General features: G+C 68.6%; 28 protein-coding genes. 10 read left to right on the plus strand and 18 right to left on the minus strand.

Annotated features, from left to right (window positions below):
• The first annotated feature begins 9 nt into the window (after positions 1-9).
• The 6 genes from gcvH to GGQ87_RS01790 all read left to right on the plus strand — a co-directional run bounded on the left by gcvH (position 10) and on the right by GGQ87_RS01790 (position 4,751).
• Entirely contained in the window at positions 10-375 is a 366-nt protein-coding gene (gene gcvH, locus GGQ87_RS01765) for a glycine cleavage system protein GcvH (RefSeq protein WP_168045000.1), read from the plus strand.
• 28 nt (positions 376-403) lie between these two features.
• Positions 404-802 (plus strand): hypothetical protein, encoded by a 399-nt coding sequence (locus GGQ87_RS01770; RefSeq protein ID WP_168045001.1) that lies wholly within the window; start codon positions 404-406, stop codon positions 800-802.
• 1 nt (position 803) lies between these two features.
• Positions 804-2,144 (plus strand): aminomethyl-transferring glycine dehydrogenase subunit GcvPA, encoded by a 1,341-nt coding sequence (gcvPA, locus tag GGQ87_RS01775; RefSeq protein WP_168045002.1) that lies wholly within the window; start codon positions 804-806, stop codon positions 2,142-2,144.
• Positions 2,144-3,715 (plus strand): aminomethyl-transferring glycine dehydrogenase subunit GcvPB, encoded by a 1,572-nt coding sequence (gene gcvPB / locus GGQ87_RS01780; RefSeq protein ID WP_168045003.1) that lies wholly within the window; start codon positions 2,144-2,146, stop codon positions 3,713-3,715. Before gcvPA ends, gcvPB begins: the two co-directional genes overlap by 1 nt.
• 4 nt (positions 3,716-3,719) lie before the next feature.
• Positions 3,720-4,187: a DUF4440 domain-containing protein gene (locus tag GGQ87_RS01785; protein ID WP_168045004.1), complete on the plus strand. Its 468-nt coding sequence runs from the start codon at positions 3,720-3,722 to the stop codon at positions 4,185-4,187.
• A 99-nt stretch (positions 4,188-4,286) separates the two neighbouring features.
• Positions 4,287-4,751: a DUF6789 family protein gene (locus GGQ87_RS01790; protein ID WP_245161394.1), complete on the plus strand. Its 465-nt coding sequence runs from the start codon at positions 4,287-4,289 to the stop codon at positions 4,749-4,751.
• Positions 4,752-4,811: 60 nt separating this feature from the next.
• Here GGQ87_RS01790 and GGQ87_RS01795 read toward each other — a convergent pair whose 3' ends face one another.
• The 12 genes from GGQ87_RS01795 to GGQ87_RS01850 form a co-directional block, all read right to left on the minus strand.
• Positions 4,812-5,327 carry a F0F1 ATP synthase subunit B gene (locus GGQ87_RS01795; protein ID WP_168045005.1) on the minus strand — a complete coding sequence of 172 codons (516 nt, stop codon included), beginning with the start codon at positions 5,325-5,327 and terminating at the stop codon, positions 4,812-4,814.
• 1 nt (position 5,328) lies between these two features.
• Positions 5,329-5,922 (minus strand): F0F1 ATP synthase subunit B family protein, encoded by a 594-nt coding sequence (locus GGQ87_RS01800; RefSeq protein ID WP_168045006.1) that lies wholly within the window; start codon positions 5,920-5,922, stop codon positions 5,329-5,331.
• 92 nt (positions 5,923-6,014) lie between these two features.
• Complete coding sequence (locus tag GGQ87_RS01805) at positions 6,015-6,239, minus strand: F0F1 ATP synthase subunit C (protein ID WP_168045007.1); 225 nt, start codon at positions 6,237-6,239, stop codon at positions 6,015-6,017.
• Between the two features lie 55 nt (positions 6,240-6,294).
• Positions 6,295-7,068, minus strand: coding sequence for a F0F1 ATP synthase subunit A (locus GGQ87_RS01810; RefSeq protein WP_168045008.1), 774 nt, complete (start codon positions 7,066-7,068; stop codon positions 6,295-6,297).
• Positions 7,069-7,082: 14 nt separating this feature from the next.
• A complete protein-coding gene (locus GGQ87_RS01815) occupies positions 7,083-7,442 on the minus strand; it encodes an AtpZ/AtpI family protein (protein WP_168045009.1) in 360 nt (119 codons plus the stop codon).
• A gap of 279 nt (positions 7,443-7,721) precedes the next feature.
• On the minus strand, positions 7,722-8,084 hold the full coding sequence (locus tag GGQ87_RS01820; protein WP_168045010.1) for a hypothetical protein: 363 nt from the start codon (positions 8,082-8,084) through the stop codon (positions 7,722-7,724).
• An 80-nt stretch (positions 8,085-8,164) separates the two neighbouring features.
• Positions 8,165-10,075 (minus strand): 1-deoxy-D-xylulose-5-phosphate synthase, encoded by a 1,911-nt coding sequence (gene dxs, locus GGQ87_RS01825; protein WP_168045011.1) that lies wholly within the window; start codon positions 10,073-10,075, stop codon positions 8,165-8,167.
• 112 nt (positions 10,076-10,187) lie between these two features.
• A complete protein-coding gene (locus GGQ87_RS01830; protein ID WP_168047226.1) occupies positions 10,188-11,057 on the minus strand; it encodes a farnesyl diphosphate synthase in 870 nt (289 codons plus the stop codon).
• A 35-nt stretch (positions 11,058-11,092) separates the two neighbouring features.
• Positions 11,093-11,458, minus strand: coding sequence for a tRNA-binding protein (locus GGQ87_RS01835; protein ID WP_168045012.1), 366 nt, complete (start codon positions 11,456-11,458; stop codon positions 11,093-11,095).
• On the minus strand, positions 11,458-11,706 hold the full coding sequence (locus GGQ87_RS01840; RefSeq protein WP_168045013.1) for an exodeoxyribonuclease VII small subunit: 249 nt from the start codon (positions 11,704-11,706) through the stop codon (positions 11,458-11,460). The genes GGQ87_RS01835 and GGQ87_RS01840 overlap by 1 nt, the downstream gene beginning before the upstream one ends.
• Positions 11,707-11,787: 81 nt before the next feature.
• Positions 11,788-12,441 (minus strand): histidine phosphatase family protein, encoded by a 654-nt coding sequence (locus GGQ87_RS01845; RefSeq protein WP_168045014.1) that lies wholly within the window; start codon positions 12,439-12,441, stop codon positions 11,788-11,790.
• A gap of 36 nt (positions 12,442-12,477) precedes the next feature.
• Entirely contained in the window at positions 12,478-13,398 is a 921-nt protein-coding gene (locus GGQ87_RS01850) for an arginase family protein (protein ID WP_168045015.1), read from the minus strand.
• Positions 13,399-13,461: 63 nt separating this feature from the next.
• On the opposite strand from GGQ87_RS01850, the gene GGQ87_RS01855 reads away from it, so the two are divergent.
• Positions 13,462-13,995 carry a GNAT family N-acetyltransferase gene (locus GGQ87_RS01855; protein WP_168045016.1) on the plus strand — a complete coding sequence of 178 codons (534 nt, stop codon included), beginning with the start codon at positions 13,462-13,464 and terminating at the stop codon, positions 13,993-13,995.
• Between the two features lie 13 nt (positions 13,996-14,008).
• On the opposite strand, the gene GGQ87_RS01860 is transcribed toward GGQ87_RS01855, so the two are convergent.
• Entirely contained in the window at positions 14,009-14,662 is a 654-nt protein-coding gene (locus tag GGQ87_RS01860) for a hypothetical protein (RefSeq protein WP_168045017.1), read from the minus strand.
• Positions 14,663-14,793: 131 nt separating this feature from the next.
• Here GGQ87_RS01860 and GGQ87_RS01865 point away from each other — a divergent pair, with 131 nt between their 5' ends.
• Genes GGQ87_RS01865 through GGQ87_RS01875 form a run of 3 tightly spaced genes read left to right on the plus strand, consistent with a single transcriptional unit; the run spans position 14,794 to position 17,257 of the window.
• Positions 14,794-15,519, plus strand: a complete 726-nt coding sequence (locus GGQ87_RS01865) for a DUF72 domain-containing protein (RefSeq protein ID WP_168045018.1) — start codon at positions 14,794-14,796, stop codon at positions 15,517-15,519.
• 12 nt (positions 15,520-15,531) lie between these two features.
• Positions 15,532-16,710 carry a vWA domain-containing protein gene (locus tag GGQ87_RS01870; RefSeq protein ID WP_168045019.1) on the plus strand — a complete coding sequence of 393 codons (1,179 nt, stop codon included), beginning with the start codon at positions 15,532-15,534 and terminating at the stop codon, positions 16,708-16,710.
• Between the two features lie 34 nt (positions 16,711-16,744).
• Positions 16,745-17,257 carry a hypothetical protein gene (locus tag GGQ87_RS01875; RefSeq protein ID WP_168045020.1) on the plus strand — a complete coding sequence of 171 codons (513 nt, stop codon included), beginning with the start codon at positions 16,745-16,747 and terminating at the stop codon, positions 17,255-17,257.
• A 57-nt stretch (positions 17,258-17,314) separates the two neighbouring features.
• Here the strand turns inward: GGQ87_RS01875 and GGQ87_RS01880 are convergent, their stop codons facing one another.
• The 5 genes from GGQ87_RS01880 to GGQ87_RS01900 form a co-directional block, all read right to left on the minus strand.
• On the minus strand, positions 17,315-17,497 hold the full coding sequence (locus tag GGQ87_RS01880) for a CsbD family protein (protein ID WP_168045021.1): 183 nt from the start codon (positions 17,495-17,497) through the stop codon (positions 17,315-17,317).
• An 86-nt stretch (positions 17,498-17,583) separates the two neighbouring features.
• A complete protein-coding gene (locus GGQ87_RS01885; protein WP_245161395.1) occupies positions 17,584-18,045 on the minus strand; it encodes an NUDIX domain-containing protein in 462 nt (153 codons plus the stop codon).
• Positions 18,046-18,050: 5 nt separating this feature from the next.
• On the minus strand, positions 18,051-19,109 hold the full coding sequence (locus GGQ87_RS01890) for a sensor histidine kinase (RefSeq protein ID WP_168045022.1): 1,059 nt from the start codon (positions 19,107-19,109) through the stop codon (positions 18,051-18,053).
• Complete coding sequence (locus GGQ87_RS01895) at positions 19,106-19,531, minus strand: response regulator (RefSeq protein WP_168045023.1); 426 nt, start codon at positions 19,529-19,531, stop codon at positions 19,106-19,108. Before GGQ87_RS01895 ends, GGQ87_RS01890 begins: the two co-directional genes overlap by 4 nt.
• On the minus strand, positions 19,528-21,036 hold the full coding sequence (locus tag GGQ87_RS01900; protein WP_245161396.1) for a sensor histidine kinase: 1,509 nt from the start codon (positions 21,034-21,036) through the stop codon (positions 19,528-19,530). The genes GGQ87_RS01895 and GGQ87_RS01900 overlap by 4 nt, the downstream gene beginning before the upstream one ends.
• Positions 21,037-21,154: the final 118 nt, after the last annotated feature.

A 21,154-nucleotide genomic window follows, 5' to 3' on the forward strand; every position in this document is an offset into this window, starting at 1 on the left:
GACAGACCGATGCATTTCACCAAGGATCACGAGTGGGTTCGCCTCGAGGGCGACGTGGCCACCGTCGGCATCAGCAAGCATGCCGCCGACGCGCTGGGCGACGTGGTGTTCGTCGAGACGCCGGACGCCGGCAAGACCGTCTCCAAGGGCGACAGCTTCGCCGTGGTCGAGAGCGTCAAGGCGGCTTCGGACGTCTATGCGCCGGTCGCCGGTGAAGTGGTCGAGGGCAACGCCGCCCTGGCCTCGGCCCCCGAGACCGTCAACGCCGATCCGGAAGGCGAAGGCTGGTTCGCCAAGATCCGCGTGTCGGACGCCTCGCAGGTCGAAGCCCTGATGGATCGCGCCGCCTACGACCAGTATCTGACGACCCTTTGATCATCGCGGCCCGGTCGGGAGACCTGTCATGAGCAAGGCCTTGCTGACCGGCAGCGCCGCATTCCTGGTCGCGCTCGGCCTCGCGCTGAATTTCGCGCCGGTCGAGGCCGCCGCGGCGTTGGGGATCGAGGGCGCCAGCGCCCTGCCCGTGCAACTTCTGGCGGGGGCCCTGGTCGGCGTGGGACTGCTGAACTGGTATTCGCGCGAAGCCGTGTTCGGGGGCATCTACGGACGCCCGGTGGGCCTGGCCAACATCGTGCTTTTCGTGGTCGGGAGCTTCGCTCTCGGACGCGCCGCCCTCGCCGGTTCCTCGCCGGCGCTCTGGGTGGTCTTCGCCTGCTACGCCGCCTTCGCGATCGGCTTCGCCTGGATCGTCTTCGTCGGCCCCCGTACTTCCCAGACCCGTCCTCCCCAGACCGGAAACTGACATGCGTTACCTCCCCCTGACGCCCGACGACCGATCCGCCATGCTGGCGGCGATCGGGGCCAAGTCGATCGACGATCTGTTCGTGGACGTGCCGCAGGCGGCGCGGCGCGAGGGCTTCGTGGACCTGCCCCGCGTGGCCGGCGAGCTGCAGGTCGAGCGGGCGCTCGGCGCGCTGGCGGGGCGGAACACGGCGGCCGGGTCCGTGCCGTTCTTCTGCGGCGCGGGGGCCTATCGCCACCATGTGCCGGCGACGGTGGACCATGTGATCCAGCGGTCGGAGTTCCTGACCAGCTACACGCCCTATCAGCCGGAAATCGCGCAGGGCACGCTGCAGTATCTGTACGAGTTCCAGACGCAGGTGGCGAACCTGACCGGCATGCCGGTGGCGAACGCCAGCCTCTATGACGGCTCGACAGCGATGGCCGAGGGCGTGCTGATGGCCACCCGCGTGACCCGCCGCAACAAGGCGGTGATCTCGGGCGGGGTGCATCCGCACTATGTCGCCTCGACCGAGACGGTGGTGCACGCCGTGGGCGTCGAGACCCAGGTGCTGCCGGCGGCGGTGGACGCCGAGGCGGCGGTGATCGAGCAGATCGGACCTGACACCGCCTGCGTGGTCGTTCAGACGCCTAACGTGTTCGGCACGGCGACCGACGTGACGAAGATCGCGGAAGCCGCCCATGCTGCCGGGGCCCTGCTTATCGTCGTGGTGACCGAGGCGGTGTCGATGGGCCTGCTCAAGTCGCCGGGCGAGATGGGGGCCGACATCGTCGCCGCCGAGGGCCAGTCGATCGGCAATGCGCTGAACTTCGGCGGACCGTACGTCGGCCTGTTCGCCTGCCGCGAGAAGCTGATCCGCCAGATGCCGGGCCGGCTGACGGGCGAGACGGTGGACGCGGACGGGACGCGCGGCTTCGTCCTGACCCTGTCGACGCGCGAGCAGCACATCCGCCGGGACAAGGCGACGTCGAACATCTGCACCAACTCGGGCCTGTGCACCCTGGCCTTCACCATCCACATGAGCCTGCTGGGCGAGACGGGGCTGCGGCGGATGGCGCTGCTGAACCATGAGACGGCGCTGACGACGCGCGATGCGGTGGCGTCGATCCCGGGGGTCGAGGTGCTGACGCCGCGCTTCTTCAACGAGTTCGCGGTGCGGCTGCCGAAGAACGCCACCGAGGTGGTGGATGCGCTGGCCGCCAAGGGCGTGCTGGCCGGCGTGCCCTACGGCCGCCTCGCCCCCGGAGCCGGCATGGACGATGTCCTGCTGGTCGCCGCGACCGAAACCACGACCGCGGCACACATCGCCGCCCTGAAGACCGCCCTGGCGGAGGTTCTGTAATGAGCACGATGAACACGGTCGGCCGTCCGACCACGCCGAACCAGGTCGAGACCAAACCCGCCACCCTGACCGGCGGCCGCGGCCTGCTGCAGGACGAGCACCTGATCTTCGAGAGCGACGGTTGGGGCAAGACCGGAGTCGACCTGCCGGAGCCGAAGACGGACGGGAGCGATCTGGGCGATCTGGTGCGGCGCGATCCGATCGGCCTGCCGGGGCTGAGCGAGCCCGAGACGATGCGCCACTATGTGCGGCTGAGCCAAAAGAACCACGCCATCGACCTGGCCATCTATCCGCTGGGCTCGTGCACGATGAAGCACAACCCGCGCCTGAACGAGAAAATGGCGCGCCTGCCCGGGTTCTCGGACATCCACCCGCTGCAGCCGCAGTCGACGGTGCAGGGCGCGCTGGAGCTGATGGACCAGCTGGCCCACTGGCTGAAGACGCTGACCGGTATGCCGGCGGTCGCCCTGTCGCCCAAGGCGGGCGCGCATGGCGAGTTGTGCGGCCTGATGGCCATCCGCGCGGCGCATGAGGCCAAGGGCGAGCACGAGCAGCGCCGCAAGGTGCTGGTGCCTACTTCGGCCCACGGGACCAACCCGGCGACGGCCGCCTTTGTCGGCTACACCGTGGTCGAGGTGGCGCAGACGGACGACGGGCGTGTCGACGTGGCCGATCTGGCGTCGAAGCTGGGGCCGGACGTGGCCGCCATCATGGTGACCAATCCGAACACCTGCGGCCTGTTCGAGCGGGACATCCTCGAGATCAGCCGGCTGACGCACGAGGCCGGGGCGTATTTCTACTGCGACGGGGCCAACTTCAACGCCATCGTGGGGCGGGTGCGGCCGGGCGATCTGGGCGTCGACGCCATGCACATCAATCTGCACAAGACCTTCTCGACACCGCACGGCGGCGGCGGGCCGGGCGCGGGTCCGGTGGTGCTGTCGGAGGCGCTGGCCGCCTTCGCCCCGGCGCCGTGGGTGGTTTCGGACGGCGACGGTTTCAAGCTGGTCGAGCGCGAGGAAGCCGAGGCGGAGCAGGCGTTCGGCCGGCTGTGCGCCTTCCAGGGCCAGATGGGCATGTACGTCCGGGCGCTGAGCTACATGATGAGCCACGGCTCGGACGGGCTGCGTCAGGTCGCCGAGGACGCGGTGCTGAACGCCAACTACATCAAGGCCCGGCTGTCGGACCTGATGAGCCCGGCCTTCCCCGACGGCCCCTGCATGCACGAGGCCCTGTTCGATGACGAGTGGCTGAAGGGCACCGACGTGACCACGCTCGACTTCGCCAAGGCGATGATCGACGAGGGCTTCCACCCGATGACCATGTATTTCCCGCTGGTCGTCCATGGCGCCATGCTGATCGAGCCGACCGAGACGGAGTCGAAGCAGGAGCTGGACCGCTTCATCGAGGCGATGCGGGCGCTGGCCGGCGCGGCGAAGGCGGGCGACGTCGACCGGTTCAAGGGCGCGCCTTTCCACGCGCCGATGAAGCGGCTGGACGAAACGCGGGCGGCGCGGCAGCCTGTGCTGCGCTGGACCGCGCCTGAGGGGTCCAATATAGCGGCGGAGTAGGCGGATGCGGGCCATCGTCCCGGCGGTTCTGGCGATCGTTCTGGCGGCGGCCCATCCGGCAGCCGCGCAGACGGCTCCGGCGGCGGCGTGGGGCGAGCCCGCGGCGGATCTCCCGGCCTTTATGGAAGCCTATGCGGAAAGCATTCGCGCCGGCGACCGCGAGGCCATGATCGCCCGCTACGACCCGGCCGGGGCCTGGATGGTCAGCGCCGGGCGGGGCGAACACCTCGACCCCGGCGAAATCGCCGACATCTATCGCTCGGACGCGTGGCAGGCCCCGCAGGCGTTCGAGTGGCAGGGCCTCGCCTACATTCCGACTGGCCCTGACGCGGTCACCGTGACCGGCCGCTTCGTCTGGACTCCGTCGGACGGCGTCGGCCGCACCATCGCCTATCATGGCCAATTTGTCCGGGTGGACGGGGCCTGGCGGATACGGGTCGAGGACGAGACCCCGGTCGCCGCCTCCCGCTAGGCCAGTCGCGGCAATGTGAACGCCGCTCTCTGGAAAAGGCGTATCCTTCTCCACGCGTTATCAGAACCAGAACAGGCGTTGGGAGGCGCTGAGGTCATGATGTCACGCGTACAAAAGGGTCTGGTCGCCGGTCTCGCGGCCACGGCCGTCGTCTCGGTCATTGAGGCGATCAATATGACGGTGGGCCACTGGGCCGTCGCTTTCCCCCAGCTTCTCGCCATCATTCTGAAAAGTCCGGATACGCCCGCCGTCGGCTGGGCCGCACACGTCGTGGCCGGCATTGGGCTCGGCGCGCTGTTCGGCGTCCTGTGCCCACGGCTGCCGACGGATACGCCCGAGTCGAAGGGCATTCTGTTCGCCGTCGGGGCCTTCATCCTGATGGGACTGGTGATCGCGCCAATCGGCGGCGCTGGCATGTTCTTCATGCGGGCGGGCTTCGGTTCGCTGGCGTGGATGATCGCCAGCCACGCCATCTTCGGGATCGTGCTCGGCAACGTCTACGGACGGCTCGTGGCCCGCGACAAGCGGCTCCGCGTGCCTCTGGGCAGCGCCACGGCGCACTAGAACGAAAAACCCCCGCCGGTCGCCCGACGGGGGTTTGTTCTGTCAGGCCTGACGTTCCGGCTAGTTCAGCCGCGTGCCGATCTGGGCGATGGCGGCGTCGAGTAGCGGGTCAGAGGTCTGGCCGGCCACGCGGGCGGTCAGGATCTGTTCGGCGGCGCGGGCGGCAAGATCGGCAGCGGCCGCCTTTACCTCGGCGGAGGCCTGGGCCTCGGCCTGGGCGATGCGGCGCTCGGCCAGTTCCTGGCGACGCTTGAGCGTCTCTTCCAGCTTGGCCTTGGCCTCGGCTTCCATGACGCGCGCGTCGGCCTCGGCGGACTTCAGCATCTCGGCGGCCTGGGCCTCGGCCTCGGCCTTCTCGGCGCGGATCTGGGCCAGCAGGGCCTCGGCCTCGGCGCGCAGACGGGCGGCCTCGTCGAGCTCGGACTGGATCTTGGCGGCCTTCGCGTCCAGCGCGCCGCCGACCATCTTGAAGGCGCCGGTGAACAGGCAGATGGCGAGGAAGAGGACCAGGCCGACCAGCACCCACAGCTCGGCGCTGTCGAGGCGGAAGAAGCCTTCTTCGAAGAACATGTTCATGTCAGGCAGCTCCCTTGACGGCGGCGGCGGCCTCGGCGGCGGTCGGCGCCTTGCCGGTCAGGCGCTCGACGATGGCCGAGGCGGTGTCGGCGGCGATGGCCGAGACATTGGTCATGGCGGCGTCGCGGGTCTTGCCGATGGCGGCTTCGGCCTCGGCGATGCGGGCGGCGACGACGGCTTCCTCGGCGGCGGCGCGGGCATTGGCCTCGTCCGTGACGCGAGCCTTGGCCGCGGCGGCCGTGGCGCGCGAGGAGGCGCGGGCGGCCTCGACCTCGGCCTTGGCGGCTTCAGCCTGGCCGGCGGCCTCGGCCTGGACCTGACGGGCGGTGGCGATGGCGCCGGAGATGGTCTGCTCGCGCTCGTCGAAGACCCGGCGCAGGCGCGGGGCGAAGACCTTGGCGATCAGGAAATAGAGGATGGCGAACAGGAAGATCAGATAGACGATCTGACCGAACCAGTGCTGGAACTCGAACTGCGGCAGGCCGCCGGATTCGTGCTCGCCGCCATGGGCGGCCGCAGTCGTGGCGTGCGTGTCCTCGATCGCCACCGGGTGCGGGGCGTCGGGCGTCTGAACGGTCGGGTGGGCAGTGGTCATCTGTCGCCTGGTCGTTGAGCTACGGTCGATCCGTCAGCCGACGAAGGCGCGGTCCCGCCGGAAGGCAGGCCGCGCCGCGTCGAAGGACGAAATCAGGCCGAGTACAGCAGGATGCCGAGCACGAACGACAGGATGCCCAGGGCTTCGGCCAGAGCCGCGCCCACGAACAGGTTGCCGATTTGCGAGCCGGCGGCCGACGGGTTGCGCAGGGCGCCCGTCAGGAACGAGCCGAAGATGTTGCCGACGCCGATACCGGCGCCGATCATGCCGGTCATCGCGAGGCCGGCGCCGATGAGCTTGGCGGCTTCTGCTTCCATGGTTCTCTAGTCCTAGTCTGGGGTTGGTTGGTTGTAGACGAAACTGGTCCGGGCCTTAGTGGCCGTGGCCCAGGTTGACCACGTCGTTCAGATAGATCGTGGTCAGAACAGCGAAGACGAAGGCCTGCAGGAAGGCCACGAGGAACTCCAGCGCGGTCAGACCGACCGTCATCCCGAGCGACAGGATGAAGACCGGGACGCCGAGCCAGCCGATGGCGCCGCCGACGGCGATGACGGCGAAGCCGGCGAACACCTTCAGGGCGACGTGGCCGCCCATCATGTTGCCGAACAGACGAAGGGTGAGGGTGACCGGCCGCAGCAGGAAGGAGACGAACTCGATGATCACCACGAACGGCAGCACCGGCCACGGCACGCCCGACGGCACGAACAGGGTGAAGAACTTCACCCCGTGCTTGATGAAGCCGATGGCCAGCACCATCAGGATGGTGATGACGCCGAAGGTGGCGGTGACGGCGATCTGCGACGTGGCCGTGAAGCTCAGGAACAGGCCGAGGAAATTCATCGCCAGGATGAACAGGAAGATCGTGAACACGAACGGGAACAGCTTGCGGCCGTCGTGACCTATGATCGAGTCGACAAGCCCGTCGATCATGCCGAACAGGGTCTCGCCCGCCGCCTGCATGCGGCCCGGGACGACCTTGGCGCCCGCGGTGACCAGCGTCAGGAACAGCACGACCATGCCGAAGGCGACGGTCATCGCCAGATGCGAATTGGTGAAGGCGATCGTCTGCTGCCCGATGAGCGGCACGTCGACCACGACCTCGGGGGTCAGCGGCTGGATCTGGAACTGGTGTAGCGGATCGGCCATCGAGCCCTTGGTCCCTAGTCTTCTTCGTCGTCGTCGAAGGGAACCGACGTCGGCTCCACCCCGCTTGCCTTCGCCTGGGCCATCAGGCGTTGCGCCGTCCGCCAGGCCATGAATACCGAGACGGCGAAGCCCAGAAGGACGCCGCCGATCAGACCCCAGGGTCCCGTCCCGGCGAACCGGTCCACGATGAACCCGAGCGCCAGTCCGACGAACACGCCGCCGAACAGGTCGGCGATGATCCGCCACGCCTGCCCCGCCGCCGCCTGCCCCGCCGCCTCGTGAGAGATCTGGCGGGCGTTGCGCGCCTCCATCGCGGATGCGCTTTCGGTGAGGCGTTTGATCGCCTCTTCGCGCGATTCCGGATCGGTTGACATGGGCGGCCTCAGCACTCCGACGCGGACGTCGGAGGGGGTCTGAATTCGGCGCGGAACCTATAGGCGGGACCCCCGCAGGTCAAGGCGGTGCAGAACGGCTTTAGATCGTTGATTTCCAGCACGTTTCTTTCCCGCTTTCGCGGGCGTGGCGAACGGTCGCTGGCGACGACGCGGATTCGGGGCATGAGTCTGCGCGTTGGCGGCGTCCGAGGTCCGCGTTGGGAGCACAGTGGCGTCAGCATCCTTCTCCCCTCCGAGGGAGAAGGAAGGCGCTGGTGGCTACTGACCGCCCTGCAGGCACCGGCGCGCGGTGTAGATGCCGTTGAGGTAGTGCCAGCGGTTTTCGTCAGCCTCGCGCTGGGCGCGTTCGGGCGCCTTCAGGGCGTCGACGCCGGCCATGACCAGTCCAGCGCCGGGGATCAGGGCCGAGGCTCCGGCGCGGGCCACGCCGCCGAGGGCGCCGCCGGTCGGGGTGCCCCCCATGCGCTCGCTCAGCGTGGCCGCCTCGTCGGCGATCTGGCGGCAGGTCAGGGACGCGTCGCCATCCCGAGCCACCATCGTAGCGGAAGGCGCGGGACGCGTGGCGCAGCCACTGCAGACAAGGGCCGCCGCAGCCGCGGCGACCAAGAATTGAAATCTCACAGTCGGTACTCCCACCTTTGCCTGTCGGGGACAGAACGGGGCGGGAGGAGTCCGGTTGCCGACAGAGGCGTCGGCCGGCGTCAGGCGCGGACCGCGCGAGCGCCTTCGACCCCCAGCGCCTGCAGGGCGGCGGCGGCGATGTGGGAGGCGTTAAGGCCGGCCTGATCGTACATGGCGACGGGATCGGCCTGGTCCTGGAAGATGTCCGGCAGGTGCAGGGTGCGGATCTTCAGGCGGGCATCGAGCGCGCCCTTTTCCGCCAGCAGCTGCAGCACGAAGGCGCCGAAACCGCCCATGGCCCCCTCCTCCACCGTGATCAGGCATTCGTGCTCGCGGGCGAGGCGGAGGATCATCGCCTCGTCCAGCGGCTTGGCGAAGCGGGCGTCGGCCACGGTGGCGGAGACGCCGCGGGCGGCCAGGGCGTCGGCGGCCTTGAGCGATTCCTGCAGGCGGGTGCCCAGCGAAAGGATGGCGACGGTCGTGCCCTCGCGGACGATGCGGCCCTTGCCGATCTCCAGCGGAGCCGCAAGCTCGGGAATTTCGACGCCGACGCCGTCGCCGCGCGGATAGCGGAACGCCGAGGGGCGGTCGTCGATCTCGAGGCTGGTGGCGATCATGGCGGCGAGGTCGGCCTCGTCCGCCGCGGCCATCAGCACCATGCCCGGCAGGGCGCCCATGTAGCCGATGTCGAAGGAGCCGGCGTGGGTGGCGCCGTCGGCTCCGACCAGACCGGCGCGGTCCATGGCGAAACGGACCGGCAGCTTCTGGATGGCGACGTCGTGCACCACCTGATCGTAGCCGCGCTGGAGGAAGGTCGAATAGATGGCGCAGACCGGCTTCATGCCGTCGGCGGCCAGACCGGCGGCGAAGGTGACGGCGTGCTGTTCGGCGATGCCGACGTCGTACATCCGCTCGGGGAAGGCCTGTCCGAACAGGTCCAGGCCGGTGCCCGACGGCATGGCGGCGGTGATGGCCACGATGGAGGGGTCGCGCTCGGCCCGCTTGATCAGCTCGGTGCCGAACACCTTGGTGTAGCTGGGGGCGTTGGAAACGGACTTGTTCTGCTTGCCCGAGACGACGTCGAACTTGGCCACGGCGTGCAGCTTGTCGGCGCTGGATTCGGCCGGGGCGTAGCCCTTGCCCTTCTGGGTCACGACATGGACGACCACCGGGCGATCGGTGATGGCGGCGGCGTTCTTCAGGATGGGGACGAGGTTGTCCATGTCGTGCCCGTCGACCGGACCGACGTAGTAGAAGCCCAGCTCCTCGAAGAAGGTGCCGCCGACGATCATGCCGCGGGCGTATTCCTCGGCCTTGCGCGCGGCGTTGCGGAACGGACGCGGCAGGTGTTCGGCGACCGACTTCCCGAAGCGGCGGAAATTCCGGTAGGCGCCGCCCGAGACCTGTTTGGCCAGATAGGCGCTCATGCCGCCGACCGGCGGGGCGATCGACATATCGTTGTCGTTGAGGATGACCATCAGCTGGCCGTTGGTCGTCTCGGCCGCATTGTTCATGGCCTCATAGGCCATGCCCGCGGACATGGAGCCGTCGCCGATGACAGCCACGACGCGGTTGCTCTCGCCCTTCTGGTCGCGCGCGGCGGCGAAGCCCAGGGCGGCGCTGATCGAGGTCGAGGCGTGGGCGGCGCCGAACGGGTCGTATTCGCTCTCGCTGCGCTTGGTGAAGCCCGACAGGCCGCCTGGCTGGCGCAGCGTGCGGATGCGGTCGCGGCGGCCGGTCAGGATTTTGTGCGGATAGCACTGATGGCCGACGTCCCAGATCAGGATGTCCTTCGGCGTCTCGAACACATGGTGCAGGGCGACGGTCAGCTCGACCACGCCGAGGCCGGCGCCGAGGTGGCCGCCCGTAACGGAGACGGCGTCGATGGTCTCGGCCCGCACTTCATCGGCCAGCTGCTTCAACTGCGGAATGTCGAGGCCGCGCGTATCGGCGGGGACCTTGACCATGTCGAGCAACGGCGTGTCGGGCATTCGGCGACCTTGGATGACTGTCGTTCTAACCCGCTCTAGACCATTTCGCTGCCCGGCGGGTCGATCCGGCGTCGAAAAGCGGTTCAGAAGCGGTGCAGATGGGCGCTGCGATTCAGGATCGGCGTTTTAGCACGAAGTCCACGCTGGCCTTGAGGATTTCGGCGTCGGAACCGAACGGGTCGAGGTGGGCGCGGGCCTGATCGGCGAGGTGCGCGACCCTGTGCCGCGCCGCTTCGACGCCCAGCAGGGTGACGAAATTGGTCTTGCCCTGACCCGCGTCCTTGCCCGCCGCCTTGCCGAGGATGTCCTCGTCGCCCTCGACGTCGAGCAGGTCGTCGACGATCTGGTAGGCTAGGCCGATATCGTGGGCGAAGCTGATCAGGGCCTGGCGGTGCGCCTCGCGGGCGTCGGCGATGATCAGGGGAATCTCGAAGGCGTAGGTGAACAGAGCGCCGGTCTTGAGCCGCTGCATGCGGGCGACGCCGCCGAGGTCGTCGCGGACGCCGAGCAGGTCGATCATCTGGCCGCCGGCCATGCCGCGCGCGCCGGACGCCAGCGACAGCCGGGCGGCGAGCTCGCAGCGGACGGCCGGATTCTCGTGGGTGTCGGGGTGCAGCAGGATGTCGAAGGCGGCGGTCTGCAAGGCGTCGCCGGCGAGTACGGCGGTGGCCTCGTCATAGGCCCGGTGAACCGTCGGGCGGCCGCGGCGCATGTCGTCGTCGTCCATGCAGGGCAGGTCGTCGTGGACCAGACTGTAGGCGTGGACGCATTCGAGGGCGCAGGCGGCGCGAAGCACGGGCCGCTCCTCAATGTCGAACAGATTGGCGGCCTCGAGGGCGAAGAAGGGGCGCAGCCGCTTGCCGGGGCCCAACGCCGCATAGCGCATGGCCTCGGTCAGGCGGGACTCGGGGCCGTCGGCCCGCGGCAGAAGCTCGTCCAGCGCGACCGTGACGAGGTCGGCGGTCTCGGCCACGCGGTCGATGACGCCCTGCTCCGGCGAGTTGGCGGCCAGAAGGTTCAGAACAGCCTCCCGCCCACGGGAACCTCGCGGTCGACGCCCACGAGGACGACCTCGCCCGCGGCGTCGGGGAAGCCGAGGGTCAGGACCTCGGACATGAAGGGGCCGATCTGGCGCGGCGGGAAGTTGACCACGGCGGCGACCTTGCGGCCGACCAGCTGGTCCGGCGTGTAGTGGACGGTGATCTGGGCCGAGGACTTCTTGACGCCGATGTCGGGCCCGAAGTCGATGGCGAGCTTGAACGCGGGCTTGCGGGCCTGCGGGAAGGCCTCGGCAGAGACCACCTGACCGACGCGGATGTCGACCTTGAGGAAGTCGTCGAAGCTGATGGTCGGCGCAACGCCCTCAGGGGCGGGGCCGGACATCAGTCGAACCCGGCCGGTTCGACGCCCTTCGCCTGACCGTCGGCGCCGACGACGATCTTCTCGACGCGCAGCTGGGCGGCCTTGAGCCGGTCCTCGCAATGGGCCTTGAGGCGCGCGCCCTCCTCGTAGAGGGCGATCGATTCCTCGAGCGGGGCCTGGCCGGACTCGAGGCGGGAGACGATCTGCTCGAGGCGCTGAAGGGCCTCCTCGAAGCTGAGTTCAGGGGAAAGGGCGGTGCTGTCGGTCATCGGCGGCGACCCTAGAGGGGCGAACGCGAGGCTTCAACGACAAGGATCAAGCTGGGGGTCGGGGTGGGCCGTTTTCCGGCTTCAGCGGCGCTCGTAGCGGCGCTGGGACCAGTACTTGAAGCCTTGGTTGTGGACCAGCTTCCAGCCGTCGGCTTTCAGCCGCTTGCCGACCATGTGGTTGAAATAGCCGTGGGCGAGGACCAGCACGTCCTGACCGGCTTCGGCGCGGGCGATCAGGGCCTGGGCGGCTTTTTCGGAGCGGACCTCGGCCTCGCGGCGGGTCTCCTGCCCCTCGTGATGGTTGAAGGCGTGCCACCAGACCCGGGCCACGGCGCCCCAGTATTTGGGCGGCAGCTTGAACCACGAGGGGAAGCGCGGCGGCGGCAGGGGCGCCTCGATGAACAGGGCGTCCGACATGACCTCGCGCCCGGCGGCGATGGCGGCGGCGGTTTCCTGCGCCCGGGGACGGGTCGAGGCGTAGATCGCGCCGGCGCCCTCGGCGGTGGCCAGCAGCTCGGGCGGCGGGGTCTGGCCGGCGCGCAGGCCGCCGACCTCATACTTCGCCCACCAGTCGCGATACTGGTCTGAGGTCAGCAGGCATTTGCGCGACAAGGCGGGCTCGCCGTGACGGGCGAGGATGATGGCGCCGGGGCGGACGGAGACGAGGGCCGCCGCGCGCTGAACGGGCGCCGGGGCCGGCTGATCGGTGGTGGGTTCTCGGGCGGGAGCTGACATAAGCGGCGGGCGGGAAAGCATTTTGCGTTCCGGCCCCTAGTCCTCCCCCAAAGCCTGGACATGGGCGGCCGCCGAACGACCGAGCCCTTCAAGGTCGTAGCCGCCCTCGAGCGAGGAAACAACCTTGCCGGCGCAGCACGATCGCGCGACCTCGACCACGGCGCGGGTGGCCCAGGCGAAATCCGCGGCCTCGAGGCTCTGATGGGCCAGCGGATCGCGGCGGTGGGCGTCGAAGCCAGCGGAGATCAGGATCAGGTCCGGACGGAACGCCTCGAGCGCCGGCATCAGGCCGCCAGAGAAGGTGGCGCGCCACGCCTCGCGGGCGGCATGCGGCGGCACCGGCACGTTGACGATATTGCCGACCCCGGTATCGGACGCCGCGCCCGTGCCCGGATAGAGCGGCATCTGGTGGATCGAGCCAAGGAACAGGCTGTCATGGGCCTCGAACGCTGCCTGGGTGCCGTTGCCGTGGTGGACGTCGAAGTCGATGACGGCCACGCGGGCCATGCCCCCGGACTGGGCGACGCGGGCGGCGACAGCGACGTTGGAGAACAGACAGAAGCCCATGGCCCGGTCCGGCTCGGCGTGGTGGCCGGGCGGGCGGACGGCGGCGAAGGCGCGGGCGGTCTCGCCCCGGGCCACGGCGCGCACCGCGTCGACCACCGCTCCGGCCGAGAGTCGGGCTGCGCGGATGCTGCCGGGCGACAGGACGGTGTCGGCGTCCAGCGCGTTGAGGCCCTCAGGCGGGGAGGCGTTCAGAAGGCGGGCGACGTAGTCGACGGGATGCAGCCGCTCGAGGTCAGCGATGGCGGCTTCGGTCGCGGCCCGGCGATCACGGGAGAGGCCGGCGTCGTCGAGGGCGTCGAGCACGGCCTGCAGCCGCTCGGGCCGCTCCGGATGCCCGGCGCCGGGCCGGTGCTCGATCATGTCGGGATGGGTGAAGAGGGTGACGCTCACGGTGCGAGATTATGCGCCTCCGCCGCACTTGTCGCGCCCGGATCGAGGTTGTAGGCGCCGGTCATGACCGAGCCCCTGATCCGCCCCGCCACCGACGCCGACGCCGCGGCCCTCGCCGACCTCGGACGGCAGACCTTCATCGACACCTTCGTGGCGGCGGAGGGCTTCGCCATCCCCTATCCGGCGGAGGATCTGAGCGTCTTCCTCGATGCCAGCTTCAATCCGGAGACGATACGCACCAAGCTGAAGGAGCCCGGCGCGGCCTGGTGGGTGGCCGACCGGGGCGGCGAGCTTCTGGCCTTCGCCAACACCGGGCCGAACACCCTGCCCCACCCCGAGGCGCGGGCCAGCCATGCCGAACTGCGGCGGCTCTACGTGTCGAAGTCGGCGCAGGGGCTCGGCCTCGGGACCAAGCTGCTGGCCGTGTCGCTGGAGTGGATGGCGGCGAACTCGGACGGCCCGCTGTGGATCGGCGTGTGGAGCGGCAACCTGAAGGCGCAGAAGCTGTATGCGGCCTACGGGTTCGAAAAGGCCGGCGAGTATCAGTATCCGGTCGGCCGCTGGCTGGACGACGAGTTCATCCTGCGACGGGGATAGACGACGGCCAGTTTTATGGGGCTTGCGACCGCATATGATCCTGAATCAGGACGTGCCGGATCTGAGCCATGGTCATCTGCCAGCTACGCATGTCCGCCGTCTGAGCTGGGCCCGAAACCACGGTGATGTAGGCCCAGCCGTCCCGTTGCGACGCCATGACGATGGACGAAACGTCACGACCGTCTTTGGTCGCATTGAAGCGCGCTCCCTCCGCGGGTTCGAGACCTTCCAATCCAGTCCTCGCAAAATAGGTCTCTCGCGTCGCCCCCGGATAGCCCCTGACCACGGTCTGGCTGAAGCCATCAAGAATTTCGCGGATCGTAGCCGGCCGCGGCAGCCGATAGGCGAGAGAGAACATTTCCTGCTCGTCGATGCTCGTACCGCAGCCGACGACATCGTCGGCTTCGTCCATCAGCTCGATGAACGCCCGCGAGTCATCCGGGTCCAGTAGGCAAAGCAGGTTGCTGCGAATGTGGACAACACTCCCGCTCCGGCCGTCGGTGACGTTGGAGAAGGCGTTGGGCCGATCAGAGGCAGCGATCATTTGATCGGCGTGTATCCGAGCCCGTTCAATCTGTTCGGGCGTCGGAGAAGGCAGCCTCTCCTGCGCGGTGAATCCCTGCAGACCGAACGCGAGCAGCCCCGCAACTATGAACCTGGCGATCATTACCCCACCCCTTGCCACGCCAAGGGAGCATCGATGAGGCCGGTTCGTCCATCCTGATTTCGGCGTCGATACCGCATCATGGGCGGATTATTCGACAGGGAACGCTGCCCACCCGCCCCCGTTTGGGCCGTATGCGCGACGTTCGGATCGGCACCTCGGGCTGGGCCTACAAGGACTGGAACGGGCCGTTCTATCCGGAAGAGGTCAAGGCGGCGGGGCGGCTGGAGTATATTTCGCGCCGGTTCCGGACGCTGGAGATCAACGCCAGCTTCTACCGGATGCCGACCGAGCAAGCCGTCGCGGCGTGGCGGGACCAGACGCCGGACGACTTCCTGTTCGCCTGGAAGGCCTCGCGCTTCCTGACCCACAACAAGAAGCTGAAGGATCCGGTCGAGCCGCTGGCCCGAATGTTCGGGATGCTCGCCGGGTTGGGCGACAAGATCGGGCCGATCCTGTTCCAGCTGCCGCCGAACCTGCATCGCAACGACGAACGGCTGCAGACTTTCCTCGATGCGCTGCCTGAGGGCTACCGCTACAGCGTCGAGTTCCGGCACCCCGGCTGGTACGCAGACGGGGTGCTGGAGAGGCTGCGCAGGCGGAACGTCGCGCTGTGCATCTCGGATCATCACGATGCGCCGGCTCCGTGGGAGACGACGGCGGACTTCATCTATCTGCGCGGTCATGGTCCGGGCGGGCACTACCACGGCCGCTACGGCGAGGCGGCTCTGAGGGAATGGGCGGAAGCGATCCGGGGGTGGCGCAGGGACCGGGAGGTCTTCGTCTATTTCGACAACGACATCAAAAGCGCCGCGCCGGCGGATGCGGAACAGCTGATTGGGCTGCTGGAAAAGGCCTGATAGGGTCGCCCCATGCTCCTCCCCTTCTTCACCGCCCTGCGCGACGCGAAAGTGCCCGTGTCGATGAAGGAATGGCTCCATCTGATGGAGGCCATGGACAAGGATGTCGCCGGAGGAAAGGTTGAGGACTTCTACCACCTGTCGCGGGCGGTGCTGGTCAAGGACGAGAAGCATTACGACCGCTTCGACCAGGTGTTCGGCAAGGTGTTCGCCGGCGTGGAGACGGTCGGCGCGGGCGAGGATCTGACCGCCGACATCCCCGAGGACTGGCTGAAGCTGCTGACAGAGAAATACCTGACCGACGAGGAGAAGGCGCAGATCGAGGCGCTCGGCGGGTTCGACAAGCTTATGGAGACGCTGAAGCAGCGGCTCGAGGAGCAGCAGGGGCGGCATCAGGGCGGGAACAAGTGGATCGGCACCGGAGGGACGAGCCCGTTCGGGCACGGCGGCTACAATCCCGAAGGCGTCCGCATCGGCGGGCCGGGGCGGCAGGGCCGCGCGGTCAAGGTCTGGGAGAAGCGCGAATACCGGAACCTCGACGATCAGGTCGAGCTGGGCACGCGCAACATCAAGGTGGCGCTGCGCCGGCTCCGCCGGTTCGCGCGGCAGGGCATGCCCGACGAGCTGGACATGGACGCGACCATCGACGGGACCGCGCGTCAGGGCTGGCTCGACATCCACATGCGGCCCGAGCGGCGCAACACCATCAAGGTGCTGCTGTTCCTCGACATCGGCGGCTCGATGGATGCCCATGTGAAGATGTGCGAGGAGCTGTTCTCGGCGGCCAAGACCGAGTTCAAACATCTGGAATTCTTCTACTTCCACAACTGCCTCTACGAGGGGGTGTGGAAGGACAACCGGCGTCGGCATTCGGAGAAGATCCCGACCTGGGAGCTGCTGCACAAATGCCCGGCGGACTGGCGCGCCATCTTCGTCGGCGACGCTACCATGAGCCCCTATGAGGTGACCATGCCCGGCGGCTCGGTCGAGCACTGGAACGAGGAGGCCGGCGCCGTCTGGCTGAAGCGGGCCACACAGCAATGGGACAAGGTCGCGTGGCTGAACCCGTCGCAGGAGCGGTACTGGAGCTATTCGGCCTCGGTCGGGATGATCCGCGAACTGGTCGACGAGCGGATGTATCCGCTGACGCTGGCCGGACTGGAGAAGGCGATGCGGGCGCTCGCCAAATAGGCTAGGTTCGGCTCATCCGTTCAGGAGGTTTGCCATGCTCGCCGCCGCCGTCGCCGCCCTTCTCCTTCAGCAGGCCGCCGCCGGGCAGGTGGTGTGGCAGGGTCCGCCGCCGACAGAGCCTGTTGCGGTCTCTGCGCCTGCCGATGCACCAGCCATTCCCGACTGGGCGCGGGCCGATCCCTATGGCTACGAGCGTTCCGAATGCAGTCCGCTGTTGCGGGCAGCGAATGAGAGCATGGAGGCCTGTCAGGCGCGGGTGCGGGCGGCGCTGGCCGCCAATCTCGGCGACGCCCTGCCCGCGGGTCTGGCGACGGCGAACGCGGCCGACCAGTGCCGGCAGGCGGCGGCGGGCGACCGCTATGCCCTGCAGTGTGGCGCGCCGAGCCGGTCGGGGCCCGCCGCTACCCAGCTTGTGGAGCGCGCCTGCGAAACCCGGCCCCGGGCGCAGCCGCAGGGCGGCGTGGCCTGGACGGAGGAATGCCGTCCCGCTGACGGCTCCAAGCCGGCCGAGGAAGGCCTGACCTTCCGACTAGGCGGGAACGACTAGACCGGACACGCGAACGCCGTCCGCGATGCGGACGGCGTCACGGTCGGTGAAGCGAACCTAGTTGCGGTTGTCGCGGATGGTGTCTTTCAAACCGCCGACGGCGTTCTGGATCTTGCCTTCCGCCTGGTCGGCGCGGCCTTCGGCTTTCAGCTTCTCGTCGCCGGTGACCTTGCCGGCCGCTTCCTTGATGTTTCCGCCGAGGTTCTTGGCGGCGCCTTCGACGCGATCATGATCGGGCATTGAAACTCTCCTGAACGACTTGGCCGCTATGACCAGATGTCGACATAGAGAGCGGATCGCGGGCCCCGGCGTTCCGTATGGTTCAGCTAGCCGTGACGCCTCAGCCAGACCGCGACGGCCCAGGCGTGGGCGTCGTGGCGGAGTTCGTTGAGGGCCGTGTGGGGGTGTAGCCAGACCAGTTCGTGGTCGGCTTCGACCTTGGCCTTTGGGTCCAGCGACAGCTGTTCCGCGATCCAGAAGCCCGCGATGTTGTTGACCGGCGCGCCGTCGGACTTGCGGAAATATTGAGCGGCCTCAGCGAGGCGGACGAAGGGGCGAACGGCCATGCCCGTCTCCTCGACGAACTCGCGGACCAGCGCCTGTTCCTCCGTCTCGTCGCCATCGATGGCGCCGCCCGGCAGGTCGTAATAGCTGGCGTCGCCGCGGTCGACGCGAACGCAGGCCAGCCGGCTGTCATGGAAGACGAGGCCGAACGCCGTCGGGCGCTGCAGATAATCGAGGGCCGGGTCACGGTCGCCGAACTGGAGCATGGGTGGAGGCGGACGCATCGCGATCACAGATCGAAGGCGAGACGGGCGCGGACGCCCTGGTGCGCCGGGTCGATGTCAACGACCGAGCGCAGGCCGGACGCCATGGCCGAGATGATCTTGCCGCCGAGGCCGGTGCCCTTGGGCTTGCCGTCGCCGATGCCGGGGCCGTCGTCCTCGACCGTCAGAAGGGCGCGACCGTTCTCCGGATCGCGCTGGAGGATGACGCGGATCTCGCCGGCCTGACCGGGGCCATAGGCGTATTTGACGGCGTTGGTGACCAGTTCGGTGACGATGACGCCCAGCGACACGGCCTGATCTGTTGAGACGGCCAGCGGTTCGGCCTGCAGGGTCAGGGTCGGAGAGCCTTCGCCGGGGGCCAGCGACTTGTTCAGTTCCGCGATCAGGCCGTCGAGGTATTCGTCCATGGCCACGACGCTCATGTCGTCAGAGGTGTAGAGGCGGCGGTGGACGTGGGCCACGGCCTCGATCCGGGCCTGGGCCTCCCTGAGCGCGGCCTTGGCGCCGTCGTCGGCGAGGTCGCGCAGCTGCAGCGACATGAAACTGGAGACCAGTTGCAGGGAGTTGCCGACGCGGTGATTGACCTCGCGCAGCATGGCCTCGGCGCGGTCGCGGGCGAGGCGAACCTGCTCCTGCGCCTCCTCGTTCTCGCGCTGCAGGCGGCGCCGGGTGACGGCGTCCTGCAGGGCGTTGCGCAGCAGGGCGGTGAAGTCCTCGGACACGTCCTTGATGACGTAGTCGGCGGCGCCGGCGCGGAGAGCGGCCACGGCGATGCGGCCTTCCTGCGCCCCGGTGACATAGACCACCGGCGGCGGGGTCTCGAGGGCGATGATGTCGGGCAGGACGTCCAGCCCTTCGCGGCCGGGCATGTAGTGGTCGAGGGCGACGACATCGAAGTCGCCGGCGCGCGCGCTCAGGATCTCGAGCCCCGCGTCGCCGTCGGGCGCGCAGGTGACGGCGTAGCCGTGGCGGCCCAGCTCCTTCTCGACGAGGCGCGACAGGCCGCGATCATCGTCGATGTAGAGCAGGCGTATGACCTGGCCGGTGTCGCTCAAAGCGGTCAATCGATATCCGGAGCCTGCATCACCGACAGGAACAGGCCCAGCTGGCGGATCGCGCCGGCGAAGCTTTCGTAGTCCACCGGCTTGGTGATGTAGACGTTGCAGCCGAGGTCGTAGCAGCGCTGGATCTCGACCTTGTCGTCGGTGGTGGTCAGCACCACGACCGGGGCGCGGCGCAGGCGTTCGTCGCCCTTGACCCGCGCCAGGATGTCGGTGCCCGACATGTCCGGCAGGTTGAGGTCGAGCAGGATCAGCATCGGCCCGTTCATGCGGACCTCCTCGCTGAACAGGTAGTCGAGCGCCGTGCCGCCGTCGTCGAAATGGACGATGTCGTTGGAGATGTTGGCGCGCCGGATGTTCTTCTCGATCAGCCGTGCGTGGCCGTGGTCGTCCTCGACCATGACGATCTTGACCGGGTTGCTCATGCGGCCTCTCCAGACTCTTCGAGGGTCAGGCGTGTGGGGAATTTCAGCACGAAAGTCGAGCCCTTGCCCAGTTCGGACTCGACGGTGATCTCGCCGCCGAGGCGGCGCACGCTGTTGCGGACGAAGGCGAGGCCGAGGCCTTCGCCGGGGCGGTCCTGTTTGCCCGAGCGGCGGAACAGTTCGAAGATGCGCTCGTGGTCGCGGGGCGAGACGCCGCGACCGTTGTCAGCGATGCGGTAGACGACCCAGCCGCCGGGCTCATCCTCGCCTGAGACGACGATGCGGCCGGGCCGCGCGAGGTCGAGGTATTTGACGGCGTTGTCGATCAGATTGCCGAACACCTGCTCCATCGACAGCCGGTCGCTCTCAAGTCGTGGCAGCGGCTCGACCACGATCTCGGCGCCCGCCTCGCCCGTCTGGTGACGCACGCTGTCGGCAATGCCCTGGGCCATGGCGGTCATGTCGAGCAGTTCCGGCAGGAGGGCGCGGCGGCCCTCGCGCGACAGCTTGAGGATGGCGTTGATCAGCCGGTCCATCTTGCCGGTCGAGGCGCGGATGAAGCCGATGGCCTCAGGCACGTCCTCGCGCACCGCGGTGGCGGCCTCGGCGTCGAGGGCCTTGGGCGCGTCTGTCTCGATCCGCGCCAGTTGCCGGTCCAGCACCTGACCGGCCTGCTCCAGTTCGGAGGTGTAGCCCATGATGTTGACCAGCGGGGCGCGCAGGTCGTGGCTGACGATATAGGCGAAGCGCTGGATCTCGTCGTTGGCGCGGGTCAGCTGGGCGGTGCGCTCGCGGACCTGGCTTTCCAGCCCGGCGTTGAGGCGGTCGAGGGTGTCGCGGGCGGTCTGGATTTCCTCGACGTAGCGCCGGACCAGCCAGATCATGATCCCGGCCAGCAGGACGATGAGCAATCCGGCGAAAGCGTTGGCCCAGAGGGTCAGGCGGGAGCCGCGCTCGGACTGCAGGGTGCGCGATTCGAGCCGGACGTTCTCTATCTCGTCGATCGCGGCCACGTCGGCGCGAATCCGGTCCATCAGAGCCTTGCCCTGCCCGGTCTGGACGAGCCGCAGCGCCTCGCCGTTGCGGCCGGTGCGGGCGAGGGCGGAGACGCGCTCCAGCTCGGCGAGCTTGTCCCGCCCCCGCTCGACCATGCTCTCCACATGCGGGCGTAGTTCGGGGTCGCCGGCGGCGAGTTCCTCCAGCGCCTCCATCTGCACGGGCGCGGCTGTTTCGGCGCGGGTGTAGGGCTCGAGGAAGTCCTGGCGGCCGGTCAGCAGATAGCCGCGCTGGCCTGTCTCGGCGTCGATCATCGAGATCAGCAGGGTGCGGGCGGCGCGCCGGACCTGCTGCGACCGCTCGACCTGATCGTTGAAGGCCGCCGTGCGCTGGATCATCACGAAGGTGGCGATGTTGACCGCCAGCAGCAGCAGGATCGCCCCGGCGAGCAGGCTGACGATCGACCGCCCGATGCTGGGCGTCCGCGCGAACCGGATCAGGGCGGGCAATGAGGGACGCAGGGCCGAAAACATCGGGCGCGAGCATTAGCGGCGCGTTTGGGCCTGTCCAGTCGCGTCCGGAGGGAAACCGCGCCGCTTCCGCGCATTTACGGTAAAGGTGTCCGGC

This window comes from Brevundimonas alba, assembly GCF_011927945.1.
GTDB classification, from domain to species: domain Bacteria; phylum Pseudomonadota; class Alphaproteobacteria; order Caulobacterales; family Caulobacteraceae; genus Brevundimonas; species Brevundimonas alba.